Origin of the sequence: Spirillospora sp. NPDC000708 (genome assembly GCF_040299565.1) — a bacterium.
Classification (GTDB): Bacteria; Actinomycetota; Actinomycetes; order Streptosporangiales; family Streptosporangiaceae; genus Spirillospora.
The window spans coordinates 56,731-71,933 of sequence record NZ_JBEPCJ010000013.1 but is presented as its reverse complement, the minus strand read 5'-3'; the positions used below and the strand labels follow the sequence as shown (position 1 = coordinate 71,933).

General features: G+C 73.2%; 13 protein-coding genes and 1 pseudogene. 6 read left to right on the top strand and 8 right to left on the bottom strand.

Going from position 1 to position 15,203, the window contains the following annotated elements; all coding sequences use genetic code 11:
- Positions 1-4: 4 nt before the first annotated feature.
- Entirely contained in the window at positions 5-232 is a 228-nt protein-coding gene (locus ABT299_RS12400) for a hypothetical protein (RefSeq protein ID WP_190865437.1), read from the bottom strand.
- 121 nt (positions 233-353) lie between these two features.
- On the opposite strand from ABT299_RS12400, the gene ABT299_RS12395 reads away from it, so the two are divergent.
- A complete protein-coding gene (locus ABT299_RS12395) occupies positions 354-1,103 on the top strand; it encodes a GntR family transcriptional regulator (RefSeq protein ID WP_500250755.1) in 750 nt (249 codons plus the stop codon).
- 1 nt (position 1,104) lies between these two features.
- Positions 1,105-1,659: an ADP-ribose pyrophosphatase gene (locus ABT299_RS12390; RefSeq protein ID WP_500250754.1), complete on the top strand. Its 555-nt coding sequence runs from the start codon at positions 1,105-1,107 to the stop codon at positions 1,657-1,659.
- Positions 1,660-1,672: 13 nt separating this feature from the next.
- Here ABT299_RS12390 and ABT299_RS12385 read toward each other — a convergent pair whose 3' ends face one another.
- The 3 genes from ABT299_RS12385 to ABT299_RS12375 all read right to left on the bottom strand — a co-directional run bounded on the left by ABT299_RS12385 (position 1,673) and on the right by ABT299_RS12375 (position 5,125).
- On the bottom strand, positions 1,673-2,725 hold the full coding sequence (locus tag ABT299_RS12385) for a HAMP domain-containing sensor histidine kinase (protein ID WP_190865431.1): 1,053 nt from the start codon (positions 2,723-2,725) through the stop codon (positions 1,673-1,675).
- Positions 2,725-3,408 carry a response regulator transcription factor gene (locus ABT299_RS12380; protein ID WP_387027997.1) on the bottom strand — a complete coding sequence of 228 codons (684 nt, stop codon included), beginning with the start codon at positions 3,406-3,408 and terminating at the stop codon, positions 2,725-2,727. Before ABT299_RS12380 ends, ABT299_RS12385 begins: the two co-directional genes overlap by 1 nt.
- 247 nt (positions 3,409-3,655) lie before the next feature.
- Complete coding sequence (locus ABT299_RS12375; RefSeq protein WP_190865427.1) at positions 3,656-5,125, bottom strand: glutamate-cysteine ligase family protein; 1,470 nt, start codon at positions 5,123-5,125, stop codon at positions 3,656-3,658.
- A 150-nt stretch (positions 5,126-5,275) separates the two neighbouring features.
- On the opposite strand from ABT299_RS12375, the gene ABT299_RS12370 reads away from it, so the two are divergent.
- Positions 5,276-6,631, top strand: coding sequence for a sensor histidine kinase (locus tag ABT299_RS12370; protein ID WP_500250753.1), 1,356 nt, complete (start codon positions 5,276-5,278; stop codon positions 6,629-6,631).
- A gap of 108 nt (positions 6,632-6,739) precedes the next feature.
- Here ABT299_RS12370 and ABT299_RS12365 read toward each other — a convergent pair whose 3' ends face one another.
- The 3 genes from ABT299_RS12365 to sigE form a co-directional block, all read right to left on the bottom strand.
- Positions 6,740-7,288, bottom strand: a complete 549-nt coding sequence (locus ABT299_RS12365) for a YceI family protein (protein ID WP_190865423.1) — start codon at positions 7,286-7,288, stop codon at positions 6,740-6,742.
- Positions 7,289-7,448: 160 nt separating this feature from the next.
- Positions 7,449-8,264 (bottom strand): alpha/beta fold hydrolase, encoded by an 816-nt coding sequence (locus tag ABT299_RS12360; RefSeq protein WP_387027991.1) that lies wholly within the window; start codon positions 8,262-8,264, stop codon positions 7,449-7,451.
- Positions 8,265-8,349: 85 nt separating this feature from the next.
- Positions 8,350-8,880, bottom strand: coding sequence for an RNA polymerase sigma factor SigE (gene sigE / locus ABT299_RS12355; protein WP_190865485.1), 531 nt, complete (start codon positions 8,878-8,880; stop codon positions 8,350-8,352).
- Between the two features lie 177 nt (positions 8,881-9,057).
- Between sigE and ABT299_RS12350 the strand changes: the two genes are divergently transcribed.
- From ABT299_RS12350 to ABT299_RS12340, 3 genes are all read left to right on the top strand, one after another.
- Complete coding sequence (locus ABT299_RS12350) at positions 9,058-10,359, top strand: esterase-like activity of phytase family protein (RefSeq protein ID WP_500250752.1); 1,302 nt, start codon at positions 9,058-9,060, stop codon at positions 10,357-10,359.
- Between the two features lie 144 nt (positions 10,360-10,503).
- Positions 10,504-12,078 carry an acyl-CoA synthetase gene (locus ABT299_RS12345; RefSeq protein WP_500250751.1) on the top strand — a complete coding sequence of 525 codons (1,575 nt, stop codon included), beginning with the start codon at positions 10,504-10,506 and terminating at the stop codon, positions 12,076-12,078.
- A 116-nt stretch (positions 12,079-12,194) separates the two neighbouring features.
- Positions 12,195-13,787, top strand: coding sequence for a serine/threonine-protein kinase (locus tag ABT299_RS12340; RefSeq protein ID WP_500250750.1), 1,593 nt, complete (start codon positions 12,195-12,197; stop codon positions 13,785-13,787).
- Here the strand turns inward: ABT299_RS12340 and rho are convergent.
- Positions 13,784-14,878, bottom strand: a pseudogene (gene rho / locus ABT299_RS12335) (transcription termination factor Rho); the annotation flags it as partial. The gene ABT299_RS12340 and the pseudogene rho sit on opposite strands and share 4 nt — an antisense overlap.
- Positions 14,879-15,203 lie beyond the last annotated feature (325 nt).

Sequence of the window (15,203 nt, the reverse complement as noted above, 5' to 3'; positions counted from 1 at the left end):
GCGGTCAGCCGGGGACCGCTCCGCCGCGGAGGCGCTCGGCGGTGGCGACCCGCTCGGCGAGGCGGGTCTGGGCGTCGCACAGCAGCCACAGCTCGCCCTCGTCGAGCGCGGAGATCTCCTCCAGGCAGCCGTTGAGCAGCTGGTAGTCCGACAATGGGGTGACCCGGGTGGCCCTCAGCCCCCGCTCCGAACGTTCGCCGTGCCAGCCGGGCATGCACGTGATCAGCGACATCGACGCGGACTCCTTGGTCGGCCTATGGTAGGTCTACCCTAGGCCGACCGCACCGGCCCCGCGCCGAGTTCGGCAGAATGCCACGGGAGGCTCCCCGGCAGGCAGCAGAGAAGGATCCGGTATGCCGCGTCCCCCCACCAAGGCCCAGGCGATCACCAGCGCGCTGGCCGCCCGCATCGTCGAGGGCGAGCTGGAACCCGGCGCCTGGCTGCCCTCCGAGCGCGACCTCGCCCGCGCGTTCGGCGCCGACCGCTCCACCGTCCGGCGCGCCCTGCGGATGCTCGCCGAGCAGGGCCTGGTCGAGGCCCGGCAGGGCGCCGGCGTGCAGGTCCGGACGGCCCGCCCGGTGCGGCGCGCCGCGTCCGACATCACCCGGCAGGTCGGCACGTGGCGCGGCTTCCACGTGTCCGCGCAGCGGGACGGCCACCGCCCGTTCACCCGCACCACCGTCGCGGAGGTCGAGGCGGACGAGCGGCTCGCGCGGCACCTGGACGTCCCGCCGGGCACCCGGGTGCTGGAACGCGCGCGCGTCCAGGGCGTCGAGGGCGAACCGCCCGTGCAGACCGCCACCACCTGGGTGATCCTCGACATCGTCGACGAGATCCCGAGGCTGCGCGAGGTCGACACCGGGCCGGGCGGGATCTACTCGCGGCTCGAGGAGGCCGGGCACCGCATCGCCTTCGAGGAGACCGTCACGTGCCGGCTGCCCCGCGCGGAGGAGCAGGAGACGCTGCGGATCGGCCCCGAGCAGCCGGTCCTCACCCTGTGGCGGCGCGGCATCGACGAGGACGGCCGCGTCGTCGAGGTCACCCACCGCGTCGTGGTGGGCGACCGCCATGAACTCGTGTACCGCTACGGCCCGGGAGCATGACGTGACAGAGACCGAGCAGCCCGCCGTCCGCCGTGTCGGCTCGCGGATCGTCTACGAGAACCCGTGGATGCTCGTCCGTGAGGACGAGGTCGAGCGCCTCGACGGCTCGCGCGGCATCTACGGCATCATCGAGAAACCGGACTTCGCGCTGGTCATCCCCGCCGAGGGCGACGCGTTCCACATGGTGGAGGAGTTCCGGTATCCGGTCGGGAGGCGCACCTGGAGCTTCCCGCAGGGCTCGCTGCCCGACCGGCGGCGCGCCGAACCCGAGGAGCTGGCCCGCCTCGAACTCGCCCAGGAGACCGGCCTGCGCGCCGGCACCCTCACCCACCTCGGCCACCTGAACTGCTCGCACGGGATGAGCGGCCAGGGCTTCGACGTCTTCCTCGCCACCGACCTGACGGCGGGCGAGGCCGACCGCGAACCCGAGGAGCAGGACATGCGGCAGCGCCTCGTCCCGCGCGCCGAGTTCGCCGAGATGATCCGCGACGGCCGCGTCACCGACGACTCCACGGTGGCCGCCTACACCCTCCTCACCCTCCACGAACAGCGCTGAGCCGCGGCGCGGGTCAGCGCGGCGGGCCGCCGGGGAGGGCGACGCGGATCCGGCAGCCCTCGTCGGTGTCGAGGACCGTGATGTCGCCGCCGTGCAGCTCCGTCGCCCAGTTCGCGATGGCGAGGCCGAGACCCGTCCCGCCGCCCGGCGTCCCCGCGCGCGGGCCGTTCGCCGCGCCGCGCGAGAACCGCTCGAACACCCGCGCGCGCTCCTCCGGCGGGATGCCCGGCCCCTCGTCGGCGACCTCGATGACCAGCGCGCCGGGCACCGGCCCCGGACGCGCCGTCACCGTCACCGGACGGCCCGCCGGGCCGTGCTTCGCCGCGTTGTCCAGCAGGTTCGCGACGACCTGGTGCAGCCGGTCCCGGTCCGCCGTCGCCCGCAGGCCCGGCGGCACGTCCGCCTCGAACCGCGCGCCCGGATGGCCCGCCGCGGCCTCCGCCGTCACGTCGCCGATGAACGCCGCCACGTCCAGCTCGTCCAGGTCGAGCGGCGCCGCGCCCGCCTCCACCCGCGACAGGTCCAGCAGCTGCGTGACGAGCCGGCCGAGCCGCTCGGTCTGGTCGAGCGCCGACTCCAGGACGTCCGGCGTCGCGGGCGTGACGCCGTCCGCGACGTTCTCCAGCACCGCCCGCAGCGCGCTGATCGGCGTCCGCAGCTCGTGCGAGACGTTCGCGACGAACTCGCGGCGCTGCCGGTCCACCTCGGCGAGGTCGGCGGCCATCCGGTTGAACGCCTGCGCCAGCTCCCCGACCTCGTCCCGGGACGTGGCCCGCACTCGGCGGCTGTAGTCGCCGCGCGCCATCGCGCGCGCCGCCGCCGTCATCTCCCGCAGCGGCGCCGTCATCCCGTGCGCGAGGAGCTGGATCACCACCAGCGAGATCAGCACCCCGACCGGCATCGTCTGCCGCGCCCGGAACCCCAGCGGGTACCCCCACAGCACGATGAGGACCGCGACGCACGCCGTCACCACCACGACGACGCCGAACTTCATCTTGATGGACCGCAGCGGGTCCAGCGGCCGCGGCCACCTCGTCCACAGCCTGTGGAAAACCCTCGCCTCCATCACTGCGCGGCCTCCAGGCTGTAGCCGACGCCGTGCACCGTGCGGATGAGGCCCTGCCCGAGCTTGCGGCGCAGCGCCTTCACATGGCTGTCGACGACCCGCGTGCCGGACGCGTCCGCCCAGTCCCACACCTGCTCCAGCAGGACCGCGCGGGTCAGCACCGCGCCCCGGTTCCGGACCAGGCACGCGAGCAGGTCGAACTCCGTCGGCGTCAGGTGCACCTCGCGGCCGTCCCGCCGCACCCGCCGCGTCCGCGGGTCCACCTCCACCGGCCCGGCCCGCATCGGCCCGTGCCCCGCCGCGTCCACCCCGGGCCGCTCGACGCGCCGCAGCACCGCCCGGATCCGCGCCACCAACTCCCGCATGCTGAACGGCTTCGTCACGTAGTCGTCGGCGCCGACGCCGAGCCCGACCAGCAGGTCCGTCTCGTCGTCGCGGGCCGTCAGCATCAGCACCGGCACCGCGCGCTCCGCCTGCACGCGCCGGCACACCTCCAGGCCGTCGAACCCGGGGAGCATCACGTCCAGCACGACGAGGTGCGGGCCGAACGCGCGGGCCCGCTCCACGGCGGACGGCCCGTCCGCCGCCGTGTCCACCGCGAACCCCTCGGCGACGAGGCGGTCCGCCACCGCCCGCGCGATCGTCGGCTCGTCCTCCACCACCAGAATCCGCGTCTCGCTCACACGCGCACTCTAAGCACACCGAACGCCCACCCCGTGCCCGACATGTGCAGATTCTGTGTTGACCGAACCCCGGCCCCCGGGCTTGAACCTCGACCATAGGTTCACGGGACAGCCCGTGGAGCGAGCGCCAGCGAGCGCAACGGGATGCCCGGCGCGCCGCGCCCCCGCAGCGGAGCGCCAGCGGAGCGAGGAGGCGGCGAGCCGCGCAGCCGGGGGTTCCAGGGGGTCGCCCCCTGGGGGACAGGAGTCACCATTCGTGGACGGGGGCGTTGGTGCGCATGTTCTCCACGTAGCGGCGGGTCATGAGGCGGAGGGCTTCGTGGCGGGGGGCGGCGGTGGACTCCTCGATGGCGTCGACGGTGGCGATCTGCCAGGCGGCGCCGGTCTGGCCGGTGACGCAGCGGCGCTCGATGATGCCGAGGAGCCGGTCGCGGCGGGACGGGTCGACGCCCCAGCGGTCGAGGCCCTCGTGGGCGAGGGGGAGCAGCTTGCGGAGGATGAGCTCGGCGGCGGGGACCTCGCCGACGCCGGGCCAGTAGAGGGTGGCGTCGATGCCGTCGCGGGCGGCGCGGTGCAGGTTCTCCTCGGCGGTGTTGAACGACATCCGCGACCAGACGGGGCGGTCCTGCTCGGCGAGCATGCGGACGACGCCGTAGTAGAACGCGCCGTTGGCGACGACGTCGGCGACGGACGGGCCGGCGGGCAGGACGCGGTTCTCGATGCGCAGGTGGGGGCGGCCCTTGACGACGGCGTAGATGGGGCGGTTCCAGCGGTAGATGGTGCCGTTGTGCAGGGTCAGCTCGCCGAGTTCGGGGATGCCGCCCTCTTCGAGGACGGTGAGCGGGTCCTCGTCGTCGCAGAGCGGGAGCAGCGACGGGAAGTAGCGGGTGTTCTCCTCGAACAGGTCGAAGACGGAGGTGATCCAGCGTTCGCCGAACCAGACGCGGGGCCGGACGCCCTGCGACTTCAGCTCGTCGGGGCGGGTGTCGGTGGCCTGCTCGAACAGGGTGATGCGGGTCTCGTGCCAGAGGCGGTGCCCGAACAGGAAGGGGGAGTTGGCGGCCATCGCGACCTGCGCGCCGGCGATGGCCTGGGCGGCGTTCCAGTAGGCGCCGAACTGGTCGGGGCTGACCTGGAGGTGGAACTGGACGCTGGTGCAGGCGGCTTCGGGGAGGATCGTGTCGGTGTGCATGCGCAGCGGTTCGGGGCCGTCGATGGCGATGTGCATCTCCTCGCCGCGCGCGCGGAAGATCTGGTCGTTGAGCATCTTGTAGCGGGCGTTGGAGGAGAGGGTCTCCTCGCCGATGTCGCTGCGCCGCAGGGTCGGCAGGACGCCGATCATGACGAGTTCGCCGCCGACCTCGCCGGCGCGGTCCTCGGCGTGCTCCAGGTGGTCGCGGACCTCGGTCTCCAGCGCGCCGGTCCCTTCTCCGCCGAGTTCCCGCGGCGGGATGTTGATCTCCAGGTTGAACTGGCCCAGCTCGGTGGCCCAGGCCGGGTCGGCGATGGCCTTGAGCACGTCGGCGTTGCGCATCAGGGGGTCGCCGAGCTCGTCGATCAGGTTGAGCTCGATCTCCAGGCCGATGTGCGGGCGTTCGAAGTCGAACTGGGATTCGCCGAGCATGCGGGCCAGTACGTCCAGGCATCTGCGGACCTTGTCGCGGTAGCGCCGGCGGTCTTCGCCGCTGATGGTGACCGAAGCCACGTCCCTGCCCATGTGTCCGTCCCTGTGCTTCGGAGGAACCGTCATAAAACGGGATGTCCCGGCTAGGGGGGTGGAAAACCCGGCCAGTGATTTCGGGCCACGTTTAGTGACTGGCCGGTAACCTGTTCCGGCGACCCGGTAACCCGTGACACTCTGTGATGCATGCGGATGCGCCCCCGGTCGATCAGGGCCAGGGACACCGTCGTCGCGGCCGTCATCGCGGCGCTCGTGTGGGGCGTCAGCGCCGTCGGCGTCGATCTCGCGATCCGCACGATCGTCCGGGACGACCTGCTGCAGCGCACGCAGGTGGACGCGCGGCGGGTCAGCGGCGGCGTCCGGGACGGCACGCTGCGCGGCCCGATCCCCGACTCCAGCGACGGCCGCGTGCTGGTGCAGGTCGTCGCGCCGGGCGGCCGCGTCCGGGAGGCCACGCCGGCCGCCGCGGGACGCCCGCCGGTCAGCCGGCTCTGGCCGTCCCCGGGCCTGCGGGTGCGGGACTTCACCGAGTGCCACGGGAGCTGGCCGCACCGGCGGTGCCTCGTCGCGGAGGCGATCCGCGCCACCACCGCGCCCGACTCGGTCGTGGTGTACGCGGCCGAGCCGATGCCGTCCTACCTCGTCAACGGGCTGCTGGAGGGCCTCCTCGCGGCCGGGGTGGCGGTCCTCGCCGGGATCGCGGCCTGGGTCACCTGGCGGGTCGTCGGCCGGACGCTCGGCCCCGTCGAGGCGATCCGCGCCCAGCTCGCCGAGATCAGCGCGACGGATCTGAGCCGGCGGGTGCCCGAGCCGCCCGGCGAGGACGAGATCGCGCAGCTCGCCCGCACCGCGAACGCGACCCTCGACCGGCTGGAGGCGGCGGTCGGGCGGCAGCGGCAGTTCGCCTCGGACGCCTCGCACGAGCTGCGCACCCCGATCGCGGGGCTGCGCGCCAACCTCGAGGACGCCTCGATGCACCCCGAGGACAACGACCTGCCCGCCGTCGTCGAGCAGGCGCTGCACGACACCGACCGGCTGGAGTCGATCGTCACCGACCTGCTGCTGCTCGCCCGCATCGGGACGGGCGGGACCGTCGCGCAGGAGCCGATCGACCTGTCGGCGCTGGCGGGCGCGGAGATCGGCCGCCGCACGTTCCAGGTGAAGATCGAGAAGGAGCTCGCGCACGGCGTGACGGTGCGGGGCGTGCGGATGCAGCTCGTGCGGCTGCTGGGGAACCTGCTGGACAACGCCGAGCGGTACGCCGACCAGGTCATCGCCGTGGAGGCGGTGCGCGACGGCGGCCACGCGCTGCTCACCGTGACCGACGACGGCGTCGGCATCGCGGCCGCGGACCGCGAGCGGGTCTTCGAGCGGTTCACACGGCTGGACACCGCGCGCAGCCGCGGCGCTGGCGGCACTGGGCTGGGGCTGGCCATCGCCCGCGAGATCGCGGAGGCGCACGGCGGCACGCTGCGCGTCGAGGAGGACCCGCGCGGCGCCCGCTTCGCCCTCCGCCTCCCCCTGGCCCCGGCCGGTGAATGACCGGGCACCGGGCGGACCGTGGAAAGGGGAAAGGGCCGTCCACGGGGTGTGGGACGGCCCTTTCCGGTGGGCGCCCGTGCGGGGCGGGCGCCCGGGAGGATGGTTTCGTCAGGCGCGGACGGCCTGGATCTCCAGCTGGAGGTTGACCTTGTCGCCCAGGAGGGCGCCCTCGCCCTTCAGCGGGACGTTGAACTCGATGCCCCAGTCCTTGCGGTTGATCGTGGTCTCGGCGGAGAACCCGGCGCGCGTGCCGCCCCACGGGTCCTCGGCGACGCCGTTGAACTCGACCTTCAGGCTGACCGGACGGGTGACGCCCTTGATCGTGAGGTCGCCGTCCAGGTAGTACTCGCCGCCCTCGGCGCGCACGCCCTTGGTGTTGAAGGTCATGGTCGGGTGGTTCTCGACGTCCAGCACGTCCGCGGTGCGCACGTGGGCGTCGCGGTCGGCGTTGCGGGTGTCGAGGGAGGCCACCTTGATCTCGGCGTGCGCGGTGGAGCCGGCGAGGTCGTCGGCGATCTGCACGGAGCCGGAGAACTCGGTGAACGACCCGCGCACCTTGGTCATCAGGTGGCGGATGGTGAAGGTGACCTCGGAGTGGGTCGGGTCGATGTTCCAGGTGCCGGCGGTCAGGCCCGGGGCGATGGTGTCGATGCTCATCGGTGACTCCAATGCGACGTAGGTGCTTGAAACTTCAACGACTATCCCGGAGGTTAGTTGAAGGCTCAAACACATGTCAACCGCCCCTTGTTCCCCGGCGCGCCAACCGGCGGGACGCAGGGCCGGGGTGGCCGTGCGTCCCGCCGGGCGCCGAAGGGCGTTAGGACGCGGCGCTCTCCGGGCGGGCGCCGAGGAGCGGGTGGGCGCTGCCGTCCAGCAGGACGCGGGCGACCTGCGGCGGGTCGTCGGACATGGGGACGTGCCCGCAGCCCTCCAGCCAGACGAACCGGGCGTGCGGGAGGCGGCGCTGCGCCCGGACGGCCTGGCTGCGCAGCAGCAGGCGGTCCTTGGTGCCCCAGGCGATCGTGACGGGGACGTCCGCGCAGGCGCCGGCGAAGCGGGTGGCGCGGCCGGCGCGGAGCGTCGGCTCGAAACCGGCGGCGTCGCGCATGGCGCGGGCGTCGCCGGTGAGGGCCTCCAGGTCCATCAGGTCCGGACGGCCGTAGATCATGCCGAACATGGCGGCGCGGCGGCGCGGGGAGCGCGCCAGCCGGGCCAGGACGGCGTCGGGGACGCGGGCGCCGAGCCGGGACGCGCGCAGCACCGAGGACGCGTAGCGCAGTTCCGCGGCGTTGAAGAACCCGGCGGGCGACAGCACCGTGGCGGAGCTGACGAGGCCGCGGTCGGCGGCCTCCAGGGCGAACAGGCCGCCGAGCGAGTTGCCGGCGATGTGCGGGCGGTCCAGGCCGAGGTCGGCGAACGCCTCGGCGAGGACGGAGACGGCGGAGTCGAGCGTGTAGGGAACGCCGTCGGGCAGGGGCGGGGACTCGCCGAAGCCGGGCAGGTCGACGGCGATGACGTCGCGTTCCGCGGCGAGCAGGTCCAGGACGGGGGACCAGCCCTGCCGGCGGTGGCCGATGCCGTGCAGGAGGACCAGCGGCGGGCCTTCGCCGCGGCGGTCGAAGACGATGTCCACGGGCCGAGGGTAGGCCCGAAGTTACTCGTCGGTCACTAGTGACGCTCGTCACCCCCGCCGGCGGGCAAGGGGGCACGGCGGGCGGTCAGCCCGGCGCGACCTCGGCGGGGCGGCGGTGCTCCAGCGCGTTGCGCAGCTGGGCACGGCCCCGGTGGATGCGGGAGCGGACGGTGCCGAGCTTCACCCCTAGGGACGCGGCGATCTCCTCGTAGGTGAGGCCCTCGATGTCGCACAGCACGACGGCGGCGCGGTACTCGGGGGCGAGGCCGTCCAGGGCCTTCTGGATGTCGGCGTCGAGGTGGCGCTCGTCGTAGGACTGGGCGGGGCTCGGCTCGCGGCCCTGGAGCCGCTCGGCGGCGTCGTCGGCGAGCGCGTCGAAGCGGATGCGCTGCTTGCGGCGGGCGCGGTCGAGGAACAGGTTGGTGGTGATGCGGTGCAGCCAGCCCTCGAACGTGCCGGGGCTGTAGGACGACAGCGAGCGGAAGACCCGGATGAAGACGTCCTGGGTCAGGTCCTCGGCGTCGTGCCGGTTGCCCGTAAGGCGGTACGCCAGCCGGAACACCCTTGTGGAGTGCTCGGTGACGATCTCCTCCCACGTCGGAGGAGTCCACGCCATCGTGCCTGCGCTCACCACGACCCCCGTCTGATACGAAATCGTTACGGCCAAGCATGCCGGTACCCAGATAAGACCGGTGTAAGAAGCTTTCGGCGTGGCCGGATCCGGCGGTCCGGCGATCCCGCCCTTCACCTGGGGATCATCGGCCGGACACCCTGGGGCTCTACGGTCCCGGCTGTGACAGATCGCTCATTTCCTTACCGGACGCTCATCGCCGGCCTCGCCCTCGCGGCGGGCCCCGCCGCCGTGCTCGCCCCCGGGACCGCGCTCGCCGCGTCCCGCCCGTCCCCGGAGAGCGCGACCCTTCCGCGGATCCCGCTCGCGCGGTTCCAGAACGGGCTGCTGCCCGGCAGCGTCGCCGACGACCACGGGGTGGCGCTCGGCGGGATCGGCAGCGACCTGTTCCACGAGAAGGGCGCCCCGCGCGACGAGTTCTGGGCGATCACCGACCGCGGCCCGAACGGCACCGTCACGGTGGACGGCGAGGACCGCACGACGTTCCCCGTCGCCTCGTTCGACCCGACAATCGTGAAGCTGCGGGTCCGCAAGGGCACCATCAAGATCACTCGGGCGCTGCCGATCACGAACGCGCAGGGCCGCCCCGTGACCGGACTGCCGAACGTCGAGGGCCGCGAGTCCGCGCCGTACACCCTCGACGGGAAGACGCGGCTGGCCTACAACGGCGACGGCATCGACTCCGAGGGGCTCGTTCGCACGAAGGACGGCGACTTCTGGGTGGCGGAGGAGTACGGCCCGTCGCTGCTGCACCTGGACCGCCGCGGACGCGTCATCGAGCGGTACGTCCCGCAGGGCTGGACCGGGAAGGCCGGTTACCCAGTGAAGGCGGTGCTGCCTTCAATCCTGAACAAGAGGACCGAGAACCGTGGCTTCGAGGGCCTGACCGTATCTCCGGACGGTAAGTCCTTGTACGTCGCGGTGCAGAGCCCGCTGTCGAATCCGGACAAGAGCGCCTACAAGAAATCGCGGATCGCCCGCGTGTTCCGGTTCGACCTCCGGAAGGGGAGCGTGTCCGGCGAGTACGCGTACCGGTTCGAGGACGTGTGCGCGTTCGACCCGTCCGACTGCGGCGACCAGAAGGAGATGAAGATCTCCGCGCTGACCGCCGTGAACGACCACGAGCTGCTGGTGGACGAGCGCACTGACAACGTCGCCCGGATCTACCGGGTCGACCTGCGCAAGGCCACCGACATCCTCGGCATGCGCTGGGACGACGAGCGGACGACGCCGTCGCTGGAGCAGTCCGAGTCGGGCATCGCGCCGCTGCCGAAGACCCTGGCCGTGGACCTCGGGAAGGTCGCGGGCGTCCCCGGCAAGATCGAGGGTGTGGCGCTCGCCGACGGCCGCACGCTCGCGGTGATCAACGACAACGACTTCGGGCTCGGCACGTTCGGACCGGACGGCCGGCTGGTCGACAGCGGCGTCCCGACGAAGCTGACCTACGTCCCGCTGCCGCGCTGACCGGACCGCCGGGCACGCGCGCCGACCGGGCCGGCACCGTGTGACCGAACTCATTGGACTCGATGACAACAGCCATTGAGACGATCGCCGGTCGCCGAGGATGATCGGAGGCGTCCCACCCACCCCGACATCCGAGGACGTGGCATGGCGCGCAGCTACAACCTGGCCGATCTGCTCGAGATCCTGGCGGAGGCGGGGCCCGAGCGCCCCGCCCTCGTCGCCGGCGGCGAGCGGCGCACGTACGCGCAGCTCGACGAGCGGGCGAGCCGGGTCGGCCACCATCTCGCCGCCGCGGGCGTCCAGGCCGGGGAGCACGTCGCGATCCTCGCCTACAACCGGGCGGAGTGGGTCGAGGCGATGATCGGCGCGTTCAAGATCCGCGCGGTGCCGATCCCGGTGAACTACCGGTACGTCGCCGGGGAGCTGCACCACGTCCTGTCCGACTCCGACTCCGTCGCGCTCATCGGGGAGCGGTCGCTGCTGGAGAAGGTGGAGGAGGTCCGCGGCGACCTGCCGAAACTGCGGCACGTCGTCGTCCTGGAGGACGGCTCGTCCGCGGACATCCCGGACGCCGTCGGCTACGAGGAGGCGCTCGCGGCCGCCGCGTCCGGCAACGACTTCCCGGAGCGCTCCAGCGACGACCGCTACATCATGTACACCGGCGGCACCACCGGCTACCCCAAGGGCGTCGAGTGGCGCTGCGAGGACATCTTCTTCGGCGCGCTCGGCGGCGGGAACGTCCTCGGCGACCCCATCACCAGCCCCGAGGCGATCGCCGCGAACGCCGAGCAGCCGCCGATGGCCGTGCTCGACTGCGCGCCCGTCATGCACGGCGCCGGCCAGTGGGTCGCGTTCATGGGCCTGTTCAGCGGCGCGAAGGTCGTCCTCTACACCGACCACGCCTTCGACGCCGGGACGGCGCTGACGCTCCTCGCCGAGGAGCAGGCGAACGTCCTGATGCTGGTCGGGGACGTGATGGCCCGCCCGGTCGCCAAGGCCGTCGCGACCGGGGCGTACGACACGTCCTCGCTGATGGCGATCGCGTCCGGCGGCGCGCCGCTGACGGAGGGCGCGAAGGCGGCACTGCGCGAGCACCTGCCGACCATCATGTTCCTCGACAACTACGGCGCGTCCGAGACGGGCGCGTGCGGGCCGTCCGTGGACGCCAAGGAGGGCACCGCCCGGTTCATGATGCGGCCCGGCATCACCGTCCTGGACGACGACCTCAAGGTGGTCGCGCCCGGCCGGATCGGCAAGCTCGCGCGCAGCGGCCACATCCCGATCGGCTACTACAACGACCCGGCGAAGACCGCGTCGACGTTCTTCACCGACGCCGACGGCACCCGCTGGTCGGTCCCCGGCGACTTCGCGAGCCTGGAGGAGGACGGCACGATCACGCTGCTCGGCCGCGGCTCCCTCATGATCAACACCGGGGGCGAGAAGGTCTACCCGGAGGAGGTCGAGGTCGCGTTGAAGGACCACCCGGACGTGTACGACGCGGTCGTCGTCGGCCTGCCGGACGAGCGGTTCGGGCAGCGCGTCGCCGCCGTCGTCGCGCCGCGCCCCGGCGCGACGGTCACGCTGGACGGGCTGACCGAACACTGCCGCGGCCGCCTCGCCGGGTACAAGCTGCCCCGCGAGGTGAAGGTGGTCGACGAGGTGCAGCGCACCGCCGTCGGGAAGTCCGACTACAAGTGGGCCAGGTCCGTCTTCGCCTGATCCGCGCCGGTCGCCGGAACGGCGGCCGCCGCAACCAGCGACGCGCCGGAAAGCGGTCAAGAAAGAATTGACGGGGCGGGGGCGTGCGGCGCCGATTCCGGGCGCATAACGTCCCCATGGACGGGGACCGGCCGGAACCGCTCGCGCGGCGGTACCGGCTGCTCTCCGTGGTCGGCCGCGGCGGCATGGGCACCGTCTGGCGCGCCTACGACGAGATGCTGGACCGGGACGTGGCGGTCAAGGAGGTCCGGCTGCCCGGCCGCATCACCGAGGCGGAACGCCGGGCGCTGTGCCGGCGGCTGCTCGCCGAGGCGCGGGCGACCGCCGCGCTCCGCCATCCCGGCGTCGCCGCCGTCCACGACGTCCTCATGGAGGACGGCCGCCCGTGGATCGTGATGGAGTTCCTGCCGTCGTGCTCGCTGAACCGGCTGATCGGCGAGGGCGGGCCGCTCGGCGTGCGGCGGACCGCGCGGATCGGCGCGGCGGTGCTGTCGGTGCTGCGCGCCGCGCACGGGGCGGGCATCCTGCACCGCGACGTGAAGCCGAGCAACGTCCTGGTCTGCGACGACGGCCGGGTCCTGCTCACCGACTTCGGGCTGGCGCTGCACACCGACCGGGGCCGCGGCGCCGGCGGGGCGCTGCAGGCCGAGACGATGGCGGCGGGCATCGAGGGGTCGCCCGCCTACCTCGCGCCGGAACGGGTGCACGGGCTGCCGAGCGTCGAGGCGTCCGACCTGTGGTCGCTCGGCGCGACGCTCTACACCGCCGTCGAGGGGTTCTCGCCGTTCCTGCGCTGCCACGCGCTCGCGTCGATGGTCGCGGTGCTGCTCGGCGACCGCCCGCGGCCCGTCCGCGCGGGGGCGCTCACCCCCGTCATCGAGGGGCTGCTGCGGGAGCGGCCCGAGGACCGGCTGTCCGCCGAGGCGGCCGCACGGATGCTTCAGGAGGTCGCGGACGCCGAACCGGCGGGCGCGACGGCCGCGGTCCTGGGCCCCGTCCCGAGGCCGGCCCGGCCGGAACCGGTCCGGGCCGGGTCAGGAGGGCACCCGGCCGGCGCGGACGGTGCGGCGCGCGTCCGGCGGTCGCCGCGGGTCCCGGTGCCGGTCGGGCGGCGGCTGCGGCCCGGCGCGGTGCTGAGCGTCGCGCTCCTCGCGGCCGTGGCGGCCGGGGTCGGCACGTGGACGGCGCGGTGGAACTCCGTCGGGAAGAGCGACTCGGTGGCGCTGCGTCCGGCCGCGGGCGTCGAGGCGAAGATGGTGAAGTACACCGAGGAGGGCGGCTACTCGGTGCGCGTTCCGGCCGGCTGGCAGAGCGAGCGGCGCGACGACGTCATGGAGTGGCAGGACGAGGCCACCGGGCGGGGGCTGCGCATCTCCCCGGCTCCGGGCGAGCCCCTGAGCGGGCTGCGCGCGGCCGAGCGGAGGTCCGAGGCGAGGCACCTGTATCCCGGGTACCGCCGGCTGCGGCTGGAGGCCGCACCGGAACTCGGCGGCGACGCCGCGGAATGGGAGTTCGTCTGGGACGGCGGCGGACAAGTCGGCGGCGGGCAAGGCGGGGGTCAGGGAGCCTCGGCACAGGGCGGGGTGCACGTGCTGTGCAGCCGCGCCGCCGGATACGAGTTCTGCTTCCACGCGCCCGAACCGCACTGGACGCCGGGGCAGCGGCTCTACGACCGCGTCCTCAGGACGTTCAGGCCGCAGAAGGGCTAGAGGCTCTTCTGGAGCCGGAGCAGGAACTCGGCGTTCGACGAGGTGCCCTTCATCTTCTCCAGCAGCTGCTCGATCGACTGCTGCCTCTCCAGGCCCTGGAGGGCGCGGCGCAGCCGCCAGGTGAGGGCGAGCTCCTCGGGCGACATGAGCAGCTCGTCGCGGCGGGTGCCGGACGCCTCGATGTCGACGGCGGGGAACACCCGCCGGTCCGCGAGGCCCCGGTCGAGCTTCAGCTCCATGTTGCCGGTGCCCTTGTACTCCTCGAAGAACACGTCGTCCATCCGGGAGCCGGTCTCCACCAGCGCGGTCGCGAGGATGGTCAGCGAGCCGCCGTTCTCGATGTTGCGGGCGGCGCCGAAGAACTTCTTGGGCGGGTAGATCGCGGTGGTCGCGACGCCGCCGGCGAGGATGCGGCTGCTGGACGGCGCCGCGAGGTTGTAGGCGCGGCCGAGCCGGGTGATCGAGTCGAGCAGCATCACCACGTCGTGGCCCTGCTCGACGAGCCGCTTGGCGCGCTCGACGGCCAGCTCGGCGAGGGAGGTGTGCTCCTGCGCGGGCCGGTCGAACGTCGAGTGGATCACCTCGCCGCGGACCGTCCGCTGCATGTCGGTGACCTCTTCGGGGCGCTCGTCGATGAGCACCACCATGAGGTGCACCTCGGGGTTGTTCGTGCTGATGGCGTTCGCGAGGGCCTGCAGCACCATCGTCTTGCCGACCTTCGGCGGCGACACGATCAGCCCGCGCTGCCCCTTGCCGATCGGCGCGACCAGGTCGATGACGCGGGTCGCGAGCGGGCCGGTGTCGAGGCGCAGCCGCTCGTCCGGGAACAGCGGGGTCAGCTTGGCGAACTCGGGGCGGCCGGCGGCCTGCTCGGGCGGCAGCCCGTTGACCGACTCGACGGTGGCGAGCGCGCCGAACTTCTCCCGGCCGCTCTTCGGCGGGCGGGCGGTGCCCGCGACGGCGTCGCCGGGCCGCAGGTGGTACGTCTTGACCTGCGCGAGCGAGACGTGCACGTCGTCGTTGCCCGGCAGGTAGCCGGACGTGCGGACGAACGCGTGCTTGTCCTGGACGGCGAGGATGCCGTGGAACGGGACGGCCGGCTGGTCGTCGGCGGCGGGCCGCCTCGCCTGCTGCTGAGCGCTCTTGCGCGCGGCCGGGACGGCGTGCGCCCGGCTCTCGGCGGGGCGGCGCTCCGAAGTCAGTGTGGGAGTGGACATACGGGTCCCTTCTCAGGGCGGCGCGGTGAACGCCGCGCCCCCTGGAGTCGATTCCCGCGTACGGCGGCGGAGCCCGCGGCGCGTACGCGAGGAGAATACGAGAAATGCAGCTCGGTTCACCGGGCTGACGTCGGCTCCCTTGTGCGACGGTCCGGGACGCTCGTCGGCGCGTCCGGACGGGGGATCACCGGGCGCTCAG

Excerpts from the sequence above, each read along its gene's own strand:
- ABT299_RS12400 (WP_190865437.1), bottom strand. The coding sequence starts at position 232 with ATGTCGCTGATCACGTGCATGCCCGGCTGGCACGGCGAACGTTCGGAG.
- ABT299_RS12395 (WP_500250755.1), top strand. The coding sequence starts at position 354 with ATGCCGCGTCCCCCCACCAAGGCCCAGGCGATCACCAGCGCGCTGGCC.
- ABT299_RS12385 (WP_190865431.1), bottom strand. The coding sequence starts at position 2,725 with ATGGAGGCGAGGGTTTTCCACAGGCTGTGGACGAGGTGGCCGCGGCCG.
- ABT299_RS12375 (WP_190865427.1), bottom strand. The coding sequence starts at position 5,125 with ATGGGCAGGGACGTGGCTTCGGTCACCATCAGCGGCGAAGACCGCCGG.
- ABT299_RS12370 (WP_500250753.1), top strand. The coding sequence starts at position 5,276 with ATGCGGATGCGCCCCCGGTCGATCAGGGCCAGGGACACCGTCGTCGCG.
- ABT299_RS12365 (WP_190865423.1), bottom strand. The coding sequence starts at position 7,288 with ATGAGCATCGACACCATCGCCCCGGGCCTGACCGCCGGCACCTGGAAC.
- sigE (WP_190865485.1), bottom strand. The coding sequence starts at position 8,880 with ATGGCGTGGACTCCTCCGACGTGGGAGGAGATCGTCACCGAGCACTCC.
- ABT299_RS12345 (WP_500250751.1), top strand. The coding sequence starts at position 10,504 with ATGGCGCGCAGCTACAACCTGGCCGATCTGCTCGAGATCCTGGCGGAG.
- ABT299_RS12340 (WP_500250750.1), top strand. The coding sequence starts at position 12,195 with ATGGACGGGGACCGGCCGGAACCGCTCGCGCGGCGGTACCGGCTGCTC.